Origin of the sequence: Microbacterium sp. ISL-103 (assembly GCF_018613995.1) — a bacterium.
In the GTDB taxonomy this organism is placed as follows: domain Bacteria; phylum Actinomycetota; class Actinomycetes; order Actinomycetales; family Microbacteriaceae; genus Microbacterium.
This window is the reverse complement of record NZ_JAGGPD010000310.1, coordinates 1-13,681: the sequence shown is the minus strand read 5'-3', so window position 1 is coordinate 13,681 and position 13,681 is coordinate 1. Positions and strand designations below refer to the sequence as shown.

General features: G+C 68.7%; 7 protein-coding genes. All 7 read right to left on the bottom strand.

Translation table 11 applies throughout. The features are described 5' to 3' along the window. The coding region (locus J7E68_RS11920) for a transglutaminase domain-containing protein (protein ID WP_215172842.1) at positions 1-2,251 on the bottom strand (2,251 nt) is incomplete at its 3' end. After that, complete coding sequence (locus tag J7E68_RS11915; RefSeq protein WP_215172840.1) at positions 2,248-3,510, bottom strand: DUF58 domain-containing protein; 1,263 nt, start codon at positions 3,508-3,510, stop codon at positions 2,248-2,250. The genes J7E68_RS11920 and J7E68_RS11915, both read right to left, overlap by 4 nt. Further along, complete coding sequence (locus tag J7E68_RS11910) at positions 3,510-4,481, bottom strand: MoxR family ATPase (RefSeq protein ID WP_215172838.1); 972 nt, start codon at positions 4,479-4,481, stop codon at positions 3,510-3,512. The genes J7E68_RS11915 and J7E68_RS11910 overlap by 1 nt, the downstream gene beginning before the upstream one ends. Before the next feature lie 40 nt (positions 4,482-4,521). After that, positions 4,522-10,554: an Ig-like domain-containing protein gene (locus J7E68_RS11905; protein ID WP_215172836.1), complete on the bottom strand. Its 6,033-nt coding sequence runs from the start codon at positions 10,552-10,554 to the stop codon at positions 4,522-4,524. A gap of 137 nt (positions 10,555-10,691) precedes the next feature. Continuing rightward, positions 10,692-11,270 (bottom strand): DNA-3-methyladenine glycosylase I, encoded by a 579-nt coding sequence (locus J7E68_RS11900; RefSeq protein WP_215172834.1) that lies wholly within the window; start codon positions 11,268-11,270, stop codon positions 10,692-10,694. Positions 11,271-11,336: 66 nt separating this feature from the next. Next, positions 11,337-12,692 carry a glycosyltransferase gene (locus J7E68_RS11895; protein WP_251048925.1) on the bottom strand — a complete coding sequence of 452 codons (1,356 nt, stop codon included), beginning with the start codon at positions 12,690-12,692 and terminating at the stop codon, positions 11,337-11,339. A gap of 12 nt (positions 12,693-12,704) precedes the next feature. Further along, positions 12,705-13,292, bottom strand: coding sequence for a hypothetical protein (locus J7E68_RS11890; protein ID WP_215172832.1), 588 nt, complete (start codon positions 13,290-13,292; stop codon positions 12,705-12,707). Positions 13,293-13,681: the final 389 nt, after the last annotated feature.

Here is a 13,681-nt window from a genome sequence, read left to right as displayed (position 1 = left end):
GTCGCGCCTGTGTGGGCTTCCAGAACCCGGCCTCTTTCCCGAGGCCGCCGACGATCGTGTCGACCTCCGTCCAGAAGGCGTCGACGTCTTCGGCGCTCGGCTCGCTCGGGCCGAACACCTCGGCATCCGCTCGCTGCGCGAGGGTCGTAACCTGCGGCAGCGTGAGGGTCGAGGCGACCGTGGCCGCCTCTTCGGTGCGCGTGCCCCCGGGGGCGATGCGCGCGCCGTAGTCGACCGCCCGGTCGGCGAGTTCGTCCCAGCCACCGCTGATGCGGTCGGCCGCACGTTCGGCCTGCCGACGCGAGCGCCGCTTCGCGGCCTTCCACGCACCGATCAGGATGAAGGGCGACGCGAGCAGCGCCAGCACTGCGAGAGTGATGCCGCCGATGGCGAGGATCGCTCCGAGGATTCCGAGGATGTTGAGGGTCTCGTCATCGCCCTTGCGGTCATCCGGCAGTGTCGGCGGCAGATCGACGGGCTCCTGCGGCGGGGGCGGGGGCTGCAGCACCTGCGGCTTGGGATCGACCCTGGGCTTGGTGTTCTGGTCGTTGGGGACCTTGTCTTCGGGCGGGGTCGGGTTGAAGGTCAGCCAGCCCACTCCGTCGAAGTTCACCTCGACCCACGCGTGCACGTTGTCACCGGTGGCGTCGAAGCGCGCCTCGCCCGCCTTGTCCTCGTCGGGGTAGAAGCCCATCACGACGCGCGCCGGGATGCCGACCTCGCGGGCGAGCAACGCCATCGCGACGGCGTACTGCTCGTCGTCGCCGATCATCTGATCGCCGCCGATCAGCGTCGAGATGCGCTCGGCGGTGTGGCCGGCACGCGACAGCACCTCGCCCTCGAGACCGTGGCTGAAGAACCCGCCGTCTGCGAGGAAGGTCTCCAGCGCCCGCACCTGCTCGATGGGCGACTCGGCTTCGGCCACCGTCTCGGAGGCGAGTGAGGTGAGCTCCTCGGGCACGTTGCTCTGTGTCGGCAAAGCCACCGAGCCGAACTTCACATCCGCCAGCTGCGTGTCGTCGAGCTCCGACGGCATCACCGTGTCGACCGTGTAGCTGTCGCCCTCGGCGAGCTTCGAGGTGACGACAGCGGTGCCGGTCTCGACGTTGTAGTAGGCCGAACGGCGCAGCTCTTCGGCGCGGTCGCCCGTGAAGTCGATCTCCGAGACGGCGCCGGCATCCGGCAGCCAGACGCCGCGGTACTCGTCGATCTCGACCTTGAGGGTCACGGGGAGTCCCTCGGCATCCGGTGACATGTTCGACCGCACCGGACCGAATGCGCTCGACGATCCGGGGCCGCCGTCGGTGACGTTGTAGACCATGCCGTCGTACTGGTCCATGACGGCGATGCGCATGCGGGCGCCCTTGGGCAGACCGCTCACGGTGAAGAGAGTGTCGCTGGCCTCGTCACGCACGTTCTTGCGGAACGCCTGCAGGGGGCTCGGGTAGTCGCGGATGTTGAACGGCGGGATGACCACGTCGCGGAACACGTGTCGCGGCTGCACGGGCGCGGCCAGCGCACTGGTCGCGACGCCGGCGCCGCCGGCGATCGCCAGCACCGCGGCGCCCGCGATCAGACGGCGCATGCGCATGTGCGACGCGCGGGACGGGTCGACCTCGCTCACCGAGATGGCGGCGTTCTGCGGGGCCCAGAGCTGACGCAGGGCCAGCCAGGCGATCGCCAGCACGGCGAAGACGAGACCCTGCGCGACGGGGAACGCCGGCTCGGGCGTGCCGAGGGCGATCACCATGACGAGCATGACACCGGCGGGCAGCAGCGCCCACGCGACCTGCGGCAGGCGGAGCGCGAGGGATGCCGTCAGCACCGTCACCACCAGGGTGAGCAGGAACGGCACCAGCAGGTGCCCGTCGACCGCGGCCACCGGCGCGACCGTCGTGAGGAGCTGCTTCCACGACGTCACCGTGCCGACCGCGAGGCGCTGCAGCGTGTCGAGCGTGGGGATGAATCCCAGGATCGCCGTGTGGGGCAGAGCGAGAGCACCGCCGAAGACGAAGTAGACGGCGATCGTCAGACCGGTGACGATCAGGATGCCCCAGCGACGCCAGGCGGCGACGGCGGCGATCGCGAGCCCGAGGACGATCGCCCCGAGCGCGGCGGGCAGATAGGACGGCCCGGCGAAAGTGGGCCAGAAGCCGACGACCGAGACCCCGATCAGCAGCGCGGTGGCGCTCAGATCGAGGATCCATCGGCGAAGCGGGAGCCCGCCTCTCTCGGCGGTGAAGACGGTCATGCGAGCACCTTCTGCAGAGCGAGGGGAACCTGTTCGAGGGCGCCGATCGTGACGACGTCGGCGTCTCCGATGCGGCGCAGCGCGGGTGCGGTGACCGAGCGATCGGCGACCACGGCGAGCACCTTGGCGCCGTAGGGCAGACGTGAGCAGGCGAGTCGCAGGTCGTCGGTGCTCACCTTCGATCCGCAGACGAGCACGACGACGCTGGCGAGCGGCATGGTGCGGGCGAGGACGCCGGCGAGGTGGTCGATGCCCCCGTCGCGCGGCTTGGAGTTCTCGACGGCTGCGAGGGAGTCGAGCAGCTGCTTGCCCGTTCCTGCCGCGAGCTCGCGACCCTGCACGCGCACATCGACGCGCTGCGAGTCGCGGATCGCGCGCAGGCCGATGGATCCCGCGGCCGAGATTCCCAGCTCGAAATCCTCGTCGGTGGCGTAGTCGCCGGCCGAGCGCGACAGGCCGATCACGAAGTGCGAGCGGCGGGTCTCCTCATACTGACGCACCATCATGGTTCCGGTGCGGGCGGTCGACTTCCAGTGCACATGACGCAGGTCGTCACCCGGCTGGTATTCGAGCAGGGCGTGGAACGAGACGTCGTCGCGCGACAGGTCAGAGGCGGGAAGCCCTTCGAGGTCTCGCAGGTAGCCGAGCGACTGGCCGTCGAACAGCACCGTCCGCGGGTGCACGTACAGGTCGACGGGGTCGTCGCGACGGTGCGCGCGCTCGAACAGGCCGAGCGGATCCCCTCGGACCACGCTGACCGGGCCGACCTTGACGACGCCGCGCTTCTGAGTCGGGATCGCGAAGAGCTCCTCCGCCTCCTCCCCCGGCGCGAGCCGCTGGATGCCGAACTCGCCACGGCCCGAACCGACCGGCAGCACGACGCGCGACGGCAGGATCGCTCGCGCGCCGCGGTTCGCGAGCGTCAGAGCGCCGACCGCGCGCTCGCCCACCACGACCCGGGTGCGGGCCAGATCGAGCGAGACGTCATAGGCGGTGCGACCGATCAGGAACAGCGCACATAGGCCGACGGTGATCGCGATGACGACCGCGGCGATCGTGAACTCCGCCCATCCGGCGACCTGTCCGAGGATCCAGAATCCGACGGCGAGGGCCATGAGCACCCATGCGAGGGGCCGGATGGCGGAGGCGATCAGGCGGAGGCGCGCCAGCACGCGCGCGCCGATGACCGCCGCGACGTCGCGCCATCCGGCGTCGCGATCGATCGGCGCGGTCGCGGCCGGCAGAGCCTCCGTCGTCATCAGGCCGCTGCTCGGGCCTGCGGGGCGGCGACGTTCTCGAGGACGCGCGCGATGACGGTGTCGCTCGAGGTGCCGGCGAACTCGGCTTCGGCGTCGAGCAGCAGACGGTGCTGCCACACGGGCCGCGCAAGAGCCTTGATGTCGTCGGGGAGCACGAAGTGGCGTCCCTGCGAGGCCGCGCGCACCTTGGCGATGCGGATCATCGCGATCGCACCGCGCACCGAGACGCCCAGACGGATGGCGGAGTCCTCGCGCGTCGCCTCTGCGAGCTCGGCGACGTAACGGAGCACGGCCGGCTCGACATGCACCGAGGCGCCGAGGTCGGCCATGTCGGCGACAGCACTGGTGGTGATGATCGCCGACAGCCCGGCCGAGGGGTTGCGGTCGGAAGCCCCCGCGAGGATGCTCTCGGTGACCGCCAGATCGGGGTACCCGATCGACGTCTTGATGAGGAAGCGGTCGAGCTGCGCCTCGGGGAGCTTGTACGTTCCCGCCTGCTCGATCGGGTTCTGGGTCGCGATCACGAGGAACGGGCGGCCGGTCTCATGGGTCACGCCGTCGACGGTGACCCGCGACTCCTCCATGACCTCGAGAAGAGCGGACTGCGTCTTGGGTGAGGCGCGGTTGATCTCGTCGGCCAGCACGATCGACGCGAAGATCGGACCCTTGTGGAACTCGAAACGATGTGACTGCTGGTCGTAGATCGTGACGCCGGTGACGTCGGAGGGCAGCAGGTCAGGGGTGAACTGGATGCGGGTGCTCGTGCCCTGCACCGTCGAGGCCAGCGCCTTGGCGAGGCTGGTCTTGCCGGTGCCCGGTGCGTCCTCGAGCAGCACGTGCCCCTCGGCGAGCATCGCCGACAGCACGAGGCCGACGATCTCGCGCTTGCCCTGCACCGCCTTGTCGATGTTGTCGACGAGGCGGGTGAAGGTGCCGTGGAACCAGGCGGCCTGTTCGGGGGTCATGCTCATGGAAGTCGTCCGTTTCGGAGGAGGTGGAAGAGGAGGAAGGTCAATACCAGTTCATCGGTGCGGCGTTGCCCCAGCCTTCGATGGTGACCCAGACGCGATTGCCGGGGACTCCGTAGAAGCAGCCGAGCTCCACCTTGCCGTTCGCGGGGACGGAGAAGCTGCGTCCACCGAACTGCCCCCCGTCGTCGTTGCAGCGGAGCGTGTAGTTGCCCGCGGGGAAGTCCGTCACGGTGATTGCCATGTACGCGCACGACGAGTGCGTGCACGCTCCCGTGCCACCCCATCCGCGGGGCCAGCGTCCCGATGTGCCCTTGACCGTGGTGGCCGTGGGCTTGGGCGGATCGCTCGTGCGAGCGGAGGCAGAGGCGACGGGTGTCCACTGGCCCTCGGAGTCCTGAGCCCGCACCTTGATGCTGTGGTTCTGCTGGTATCCGTTGCCGACGATGCGCTCGCCGCTTTGGGCCCCGCCATTCTCCCAGCCGTTGCCGGTGTCGATCTGCGTCACCTTGATCGCGCGACCGTTGCCGGTGCCATTCGAGTTCCAGGTCAGCTTGACCTGTGTGCCGAGGTTCTGGGCACCGGCCTGCGGGGTCGATGGAGGACCGAACGGCGTCGCGCTCGCCTGTTTCGACGCGGCCCCGGCATATGTACCGCCGTCGACGCTCGCGACAGCACGAACGAGGATGTTATACGTCGTGCCGTTGGTCAGACCACCGATGCGGTTGCCCTGCAGCGTCTGCCAGCTGCCCCCGCCGTTGAGTGTGTACTGGTAGCTGATCTCGTTCTCCCTGGCCCCGTTCCGGGATCCGGGGATGTAACTGACATCGATGTACCGGTCATGCGGTATTGCCGCGAGGGTCGTCGGCGCGCCGGGCGCGACGATTCCTCGACGCGGAGCCGACATGCCCGACCACTCGCCCCAGCCGGCCTTGTTCTGCGCGCGGATGCGGTAGGTGTACGGCGTCTCCGACGTCGGCACGGTCACCGCCTGAGAGGTGGCCCCGGCGCCCGGAGTGAGTGTGCGCACGAGCGACGACCCCTCGTAGACCTCGAGCGTGTAGCTGGCGATCGCATCGCCGTTCGAGTTCGGCGCACCCCAGTTCACCTGCATCTGCGCCTGGTTGCCGACCGGTGCGAGCTCGGTCGTGGTCGGTGCACCGGGCGCCAGCGGAGGCCCTGCAGGGATCTCGGACGCCGACCAGTTGCTCCAGCTGGAGGGTTCGGGGGCGAGGTTGTGAGCCTGCACGCGCACCTGGTAGTTCGAGCCGTTCTCGAGGCCCTCCCAGACGATCGAGTTGCCGGTGACCTCCTTCTGCGCGACGCCGGACGGCGGCGCGGGCGAGATCTCGAGGGTGTAGCTCTGCACCGGCGAGCCGGGAGTGCTCGGCGTCGCCCAGCTGACGGCCAGCGACTTGTCACCGAACTTCAGCGTGGGCGGGTTGGGTGTGTCGGGGCGAGCGTCGGGCCGAGCCTCGGCAGAGGCGCCCGAGGGCTTGCTGTCGCCCACCCGGTTGGTCGCCGTCACCTGGAACGTGTACTTGACGTTGTTGGTCAGTCCGTCCAGCGTGCAGGTGGTCGACTGGCACTCCTTCGAGTACGCGTTGCCGTTCACCGACTTCACGGTGTACTTGGTGATCTCGGCGCCGTTGTTCGAGGGCGCCGANNCCGGAGCATCGGGAACACCCTGCACGGTGACCACGACCTGGCCGTTGACCTCGCGGTCGACGTCCTTGGTCGCATCCTGAATGCGGTAGCGCACGACCATCGTCCCGACGAAGGTCGCCGCCGGGGTGACCACGAGCTGGTCGCCCTCCTTGGTGACGGAGCCCATTCCGGCTTCGACGTTCTGCGAGACGATCTTCAGCGGTGTGTCGGGGAAGGGGTTGAAGTCGTTGGCGAGCACGGGCACGGTCACGGACTTGCCCTGATCGGCCTCGGAGACGGTGTCGGTGTTGGCCGTCGGCATCGCGCGGGTAGACGCCGAGACGAGCACCGTGACGGTGCCGTCGACCGGTTCGGTCTCGCCGTCGGTGACCCGCACGTTGAGCGTCATCGCCGTGCCCTTCTTGGCGTCGGACGAGGCCTTGACGAGCAGCTCGGATCCCTTGACCTCGGCCGACACCCCGTCGCCGTCACCGTCGACGAAAGAGAACTCGAGGTTGTCGGCGTCTTCGGGGTCGGGGTCGGTGGTGAGCGCCGCGAGGTCGAGCGACGCGGCATCCTCGCCCGGTGCGACCTGCATCTGGCTGTTCACGAACACGGGCTGCTGGTTGTCGGGCGGCAGCACGTCGATCGGGATCGTCAGCGTCGCCTTGCGACCTTCGGGGTCGTCGGGACCGTCACCGTCGGTCACCTCGAACGTGATCGCATCCTGGCCGAAGTAGCCGGCCTTCGAGGTGTAGACGAGGTTCTCGGCATCCTGCACGAGGTCGGAGCCGTCGGCGTTCACCGCGCTCACCTTGGCGTGCTCGGTGATCCTGGCCGTGCCTCCGCCGGCCACGGTGACGTATTCCGACAGCGGCAGCACCTTGGTCTCGCCGCTGATGACCTCGACGGGCTTCGTGAGGTCGACCATCGGGCGCAGACCCGAGATCGCCGGCACGAAGATGAACGCCGAGGCCTCGAGACCGTCGCGATCGGTCAGGGTGTAGCGGATGAGCTGCTGCTCCTCCTCGACGCTGACCCGCACCTTGCCGTTGTCGAGCGCGGTCGCGCCCGCGCCGAGGGTGACGTCGAGCGCATCGGTCGTGCCGTCGGGGTCCTCGTCGTTCTTGAGGATCGCGACGTCGGCGGTGAGCGTGCCGTCCTTCAGGTCTTCCGGGCGCACCCGGTCGTCGCGCGCGACGGGGGCCTGGAACGGCACGTCCTCATCGACCGTGATCTGCAGAGTGGCCGATGCCGTGGCACCGCGGGCGTCGCGGATCGTGTACTGCAGCGACGTCTCGAGCTCTTCGTTCGGCGCCTGCACCAGCACGCGGTCGCCCGACACCCTGGCAGTCAGGTTCTCGGGAACCTCGAGTCCGCCGTTCTTCTCACTGACCAGGACGATCTTGTCGCCCTCGGGGTCGGAGTCGTTGGCGAGCACCGGCACGGCGATCTCGCGGCCCGGTCGCACGACGACGGCGTCCTTGACCGCGTACGGCGGCTGGTTGATGTCTTCTGCCGGCGCGATCCCGACGCGGATCGTGGCGATCCCCTCTTTGCCCAGGCGGTCGCGCACGCGGTACTTGAACGTGTCGACACCGGCCGAGTCGTCGAAGGCCTCGTAGGTGAAGTAGTTCGCACCGGTCTCGGTGATGCGTCCCTTCGACGGGCTGGAGGTGATGTCGAGCAGCTCGACCGAGTCGCCGTCGGAGTCGATGCCGTCGAGCGGAACGGCGATGTTCACCTCGGTACCCGCCAGGGCACGCGAGACGATGTCCTTCGGCCGGGGCGCGGCGTTGGTCTTCGCGTCGATCGGCAGGATCTGGATGGTGACGTATCCCGCGGCCTTCTGCTGCCGCGAGTCGACGGCCTCATAGGTCAGGTACGCCGTCTTGGCCTCAGACCCGGCCTTGAACCGCACCACGTCCTGCGAGACGAACGCCTCGCCGTCTTCGGGTTCGGGCGCCTCGACCAGCTCGGGCACGACGTGCATGACGTCGTCGTTCGGGTGCGTGTCGTTGTCGAGCACGGGGATCGTCACGACATCGTTCGCTCGCACGTAGACGGTGTCGGGGTTCGCGACCGGCGGCATGATCTTGTCGGGCGCCGGGATCGGGATCACCACGACCTCGCCCTCGGCGGACTTCGATCCGTTCGAGATGCGGTACTTGATGCGCACCTGGTCTTTGAGCGCACCCTGATCGGTGATGCGGAGGGTCTCGTGGTTGATCACCGAGACCGAGATGCCCGAGTTGGGCTCGAGACTCACCGATTGCACGACGAGGATGCCGCCGGCCGGGTCGGTGTCGTTGGCGAGCACGCCGACGAGCACGTCGGCGCCGCTCGGCAGCAGCGCGACGTCGCGCACCGCGACCGGTGGCAGATCGGTCTGGCTGGCCTCCTGCACGTCGACGCGCACCAGGCCCTGAGCGTTCTTCGGACCCGCGGTGGCGAGGTACTGCACGTAGTACGTGCCCGGCGCCTCGGCCGAGAACGTGAAGGTCTTGTTCGTGTAGTCCGGGGTGACCGTGGCGCCGGGCACCTCTTCGACGTTGCCGAGTCGCAGCGACTCGCGCCCCGAGCTGGTGTCGTTGGTGAGCGGCGCCACCGAGACCTGCTCACCGACGCGGGTGATGACGTGGTCGGCGTTCGTCTTGGGGTCGGTCGACCCCGCGGGGCGCACATCGAGCGTGATGGTGCCGACGTAGGTCTCGCCGAAGCCGTCGGCGATCGTGACCCCGACCTCCTTGCGGCCCTGCATGCTCGCGGTGGCCTTGTAGGTGATCTGCCCGTCGGTGCTGAAGTCGACCTCGTCGCCGGGCGCGGGCTCGACGCCCTTGAGGTAGATGTCGTCACCGTCGGGGTCGATGAAGTCGGGAAGGATGTTGTACGAGATCGTGCCGCCGGATTCGACGGTGAGCACCGTGTTGCGCTTCGGCACCGGGGCGTTGTGCACGTCGAAGTCGTGGACGCTGAGCGTGACGGTGGCGGTGTCCTTGCCCTTGCGTCCGTCGTTCGCCTCGTACATGAAGGTCGTCGAACCGGTGGCCTTCTCGTCGACCGCGATCTGCAGCGACCCGCCGTTCTGGATCGGCTGCACGGTGCCGATCGACGGCTGCTTCTCGGCGAGCGTCGCCACCAGCACGTCGCCGTCGGGGTCGTTGTCGTTGTCGAGAACGGGAAGCAGGGTGGATGCCCCCGGACGCACACCGAAGTCGTCGTCTTCGGCGACCGGCGGAGTGTTCTCCTCCTTGCGGTCGGGGAGAGTCGTCTCCACCGTCTCCTGCGTGGTGTCGTCTTCGTTCTCGGTCTCGCCCTCAGGAGGGGTGAGGTCGTTCCAGTTGTCGACGCGCTGCAGGCTCTCGTTGGCCATCCACGCGGCGCCGCCGACGGCGTCGTTGAGGATGATGACGTCGCGGTTGACGCGGAACGTGAGGCTCTTCGAGTCCTCGGCACCTTCGATGCGCTCGTTGACGTCGTTGCCCTCGCCGGGGCATTCGCGCAGGAACACGGCGGATCCGGCCCATGCGGCGTACGTGCATCCGCGCAGAGCCACGGGAGCCGCGGGAGCACCGTTGCCGCCGACGTCCGTGACGACGGCCTCGCTCCCGTCGAGCGGAACGCTGATCAGCGCCGAGGGCGTCGCGAGGGCGACGGCTTCGGTCGATGCGGATGCCGGCTGCAGCACCGCATCCGCCGCATCCTCGATCTCGGTGCGGAAGCCGCCGGGAGTCGTCACGACACCGGCCGCGGTGTCGAGCACGACAGGGGTACGGCCGACCGCCGTGATGCGGGGAGCCTCGGAGTCGTCGATCTCGCCCACGGACGCGACCGACGTGTCGAGCGCTTCGCCCTCGTTGTCGACGGGGACGGTGACGACCTCGCCGCGCTTCGAGGACACGGCGAACACGGTGCCGTCTTCGGCGACGGTGACGTCGGCGTTCGCACCGAGCTCGGCCACAGGCTCCGCCGCCTCGATCTTGAAGCCCGCGATGCCCTTCACGGGGAGCACCCACAGATCGCCCGACTTCTGGTCGAGGATCGCGGCGGTCTGATTCCCCAGGGCGACCTTCGACGATGTCGGGATGCGAGCGCTGTCGCCCAGCGACACCCGAGACGGATCGATCGCCGTGACGGTCGAGGCGCTCGAATCCGTCACGAGGATGTTGGTCTCGTCCTGCAGGATGTCGAAGTTCTCGCCGGTCGTGCGGAGTCCGCCGTCGAGCACGGTCGACTCGTGGTTGAAGTGGCCGACGAGCAGGCTCGAGGTCTTGGTGATCCAGACGCCACCGTCGTTCAGATCGACCTTGGTGGTCGGGAACCCGTCATAGGTGAACGCCATCGTGGTGAGCGCGACGACACCCACCGTCACACCGGCAGCCGAGGCCAGCGTCTTCGGTCGCGCGCGCATCCATGACAACGCCTTCATGCCCGGTTCCCCCCAGGGTCATACATCTGCAGACTCTCGGCCGATGCACTCAGGGTGCACGGCGCACCCGTTCATCCTAACCGTCTGAAATACCGGTCACGATGGGGAAAAATGCCCACCCCCTCGGCGCGACGGATCTAGCCGAGTTCTGCTGCCCGCCAGCACCCCTCTATATGGTCGTCGACCATGCCCGCCGACTGCATCAGCGCGTACATGGTCGTCGGCCCGACGAAGCGGAAGCCACGACGCCGCAGCTCCTTGCTCATGGCCGTGGATTCGGGTGTCACAGCCGGGACATCCGCGAAGGACGCGGGGCGCGGGCGCGATGCCGGCGCGAACGACCACATCAGCGCATCGAGCTCGCCGTCGGCCATGGTGCGGACGATGCGGGCATTGCCGATCGTCGCCTCGATCTTGGCGCGATTGCGGATGATGCCGGCATCGACCATGAGCCGCTCGACGTCGGATTCGTCGAATTCGGCGACGACATCGACATCGAAACCGGCGAAGACCTCGCGGAACCGCGGACGCTTGCGGAGGATCGTGATCCACGAGAGCCCCGCCTGGAAGCCCTCGAGTGCCATCTTCTCGAAGAGCGCGCGGTCGCCCCGCAACGGCGTTCCCCACTCTTCATCGTGGTATCGCCGGTATTCGGCGTCGTCGCCGACCCACGCGCAGCGCGCGCGATCGTCGGGGCCTGCGATCAGAGACGTCATCCTCACACGCTATCGAGCGGCACCGACATCCGCGCCCGGAGTCGACGGGCTCAGGCGTCGACGGGCTCAGGCGTCGACGGCGACCGGGCCGGTGACGTGCGCCTCGGCGTTGCGCCGGGTCTTGGCCCACCCGTTGCGGCCGAGCGCCACCCGGAGCATCGCCCGCGTCACCGAGATCAGGATGTACTGCACGAAGAAGAAGAGTCCCGCTCCCCAGCCGAGCGCCTGCAACCAGGTGGATCGGGGCTCGCAGCGCAGCCGGTAGAGGACTCCCCAGATCACGAACGGCCCGACGCCGAAGAGCAGCCCCAGGGCGACGAACGCCCAGGCGTGCTCGACGAGGCGAGTGAGCACGGCGGGGTCGGCGGCGATCGCTGCGCCCTGCAGCATCACGGTGAGGACGATCACGATCAGCCCGATGATCTGCAGCACCGGGAGGAAGAGGTAGTAGCGGCACTCCAGCACGCCCGGGCTGTCGAAGTGGCGGGAGCGGAGGATGTCGGTGACGTACTTCATGCACTGGATGTTGCCCTGCGACCATCGCGTGCGCTGCGCGAGCAGCCGTCGCAGGCTCGGCAGCGCCTCCTGGGCGACGTGCGTGTCGTGCACCTGGCGGTTCTCGTAGCCGGCGAGGATCACGTGCAGCCCCAGCTCGTAGTCCTCGGGCCGCGCGCCGTGCCAGGGCTCTCCGTACTCGTCGCCGATGTGGTCGAGCACCGAGAGCCTCGTGAACTGCCCGTTGCCACCGAGCCCGACGGTGCCCGTCTGGGATCGCAGCGACTGCATCGCGAGGATGACGGTGCGGAACTCCAGATCCTGCATCCGGATCAGGTACCTCGCGAAGGCGTTGGCGGCCCATCCCCTGTCGGGATAGGGCCTCGGGTCGTCGCGGTTCTTCATCCGGACCGTGATCTGGGCGGCTCCCACAGCGGGGTCGCCGAAGCAGTCGTCACCGGCGACCGCAGCCAGCGCGTTCGCCGCCATCTCGCCGTCCGCGTCGACGACGGTCACGATGATGCGGCCACGATCGGCGTCGTGCGCAAGCCACCGGTCGAGGGCGTCGTAGGCGCTGTTCAGTGCGTCGCCCTTGCCCGTCCGCGCGAGCGGCCGGCGACGCTGAACGAGGTGCACGAACGGATCCGCGGCAACATGCGCCCCGATGATCGCGGCGGTGTCGTCGTCGCTGTCGTCGTCGATCACCCAGAGATGCGCGTCGGGGAATCGCTCCCGCTGACGGGCGATCGTCTCAGCGATCACGGCGGCCTCATCACGGCACGGCACGAAGATGTGCCAGTCGAACAGGGCGGGGTCGCCCGGTCTCTCGCTGCGATGACGCACGTACGGGATGAGGATCAGCGCCATGTACGCGAGGAACATCACGGTGAGGACGAGCGAGAGGGAGCCGAGCAGAGAGGGCATCATGGATGCGGCCGTTCAGCGACGTCTGCGGACGCCGGCGACCGCGATGAGCACGACGAGACCGACGGCGAAGCCGGCGATGCCGACGACCGAGCCGGCGAAGCGGTGCCCGAATTCGTACCCCGAGCCGAGGCCGCCCTGCAGCGTGGAGAACCCGATCAGTGCGAGGCGCACCTGATTGACGAGCACCATCACGACGGAGGAAGCGACGGTGCCGGCGATCGCCCGGGGCACGCTCACACGGGCCGAGAGGACGAAGCAGGCGCCGAGAGCCAGCAGCGGCACGAGCAGGATGAGCGCGGTGCATTCCGCCGTCACCTGGAACCCGACGAGATGGCTGTCGTCGAGCCACAGCATGTAGGTGTCGGCGGACGCGGTGACCCCACCCGGAATCCACCCGTCCATCCACCACGCTGCGAAGTGGGCCTCTGCGGCGCGCACCGTGTCGGCCTGCACCAGCATCCAGACGACGCCGCCCACGAGAGCAGCCGCGAGCACGATGCGGATCGTCAGATCCGGCACGCTCAGACGCGGCAGCGTCGAGCGACCGCGGCGGCGTCTGGGCATGCGGTGCTCGCGCAGGGTGGGCAGGGCCGTGGTCATTCAGGGTGCTCTTCTCGTCTGGTTATGTACGGGGACTCGAGGCTGCGGGAGTGATGCGAGGTGCGGACGGGCGAGTGCCCGCCCACACCTCATGCCCGAGTGCGTCGATCAGCGATCGTGGGGCGATCTGCTCGCGCCGATGGGGAGATCGGCGCGGGCGAGATCGGCGCACCCGGAGCATCGGATCGACATGGTGCCGATCAGAGGGCGAGCGTCGACGATGGGGAAGGATCGATGCTCGCCCCCGGTCTGGGGTCGGTGCGCCTGCTCAGACGCCGGAGGAGTCCGCCGTGCGGCGGAGGTGCGATTCGCGGATCTTCAGCAGGACGCCGGCGATCAGACACACCGCGACGACGACGAGCGGCCACGCGGGGTCGGCGCCGGGCGTC

Coding starts and splice junctions, on each gene's coding strand:
- J7E68_RS11895 (WP_251048925.1), bottom strand. CDS start 12,692: ATGATGCCCTCTCTGCTCGGCTCCCTCTCGCTCGTCCTCACCGTGATG.
- J7E68_RS11910 (WP_215172838.1), bottom strand. CDS start 4,481: ATGAGCATGACCCCCGAACAGGCCGCCTGGTTCCACGGCACCTTCACC.
- J7E68_RS11890 (WP_215172832.1), bottom strand. CDS start 13,292: ATGACCACGGCCCTGCCCACCCTGCGCGAGCACCGCATGCCCAGACGC.
- J7E68_RS11915 (WP_215172840.1), bottom strand. CDS start 3,510: ATGACGACGGAGGCTCTGCCGGCCGCGACCGCGCCGATCGATCGCGAC.
- J7E68_RS11900 (WP_215172834.1), bottom strand. CDS start 11,270: ATGACGTCTCTGATCGCAGGCCCCGACGATCGCGCGCGCTGCGCGTGG.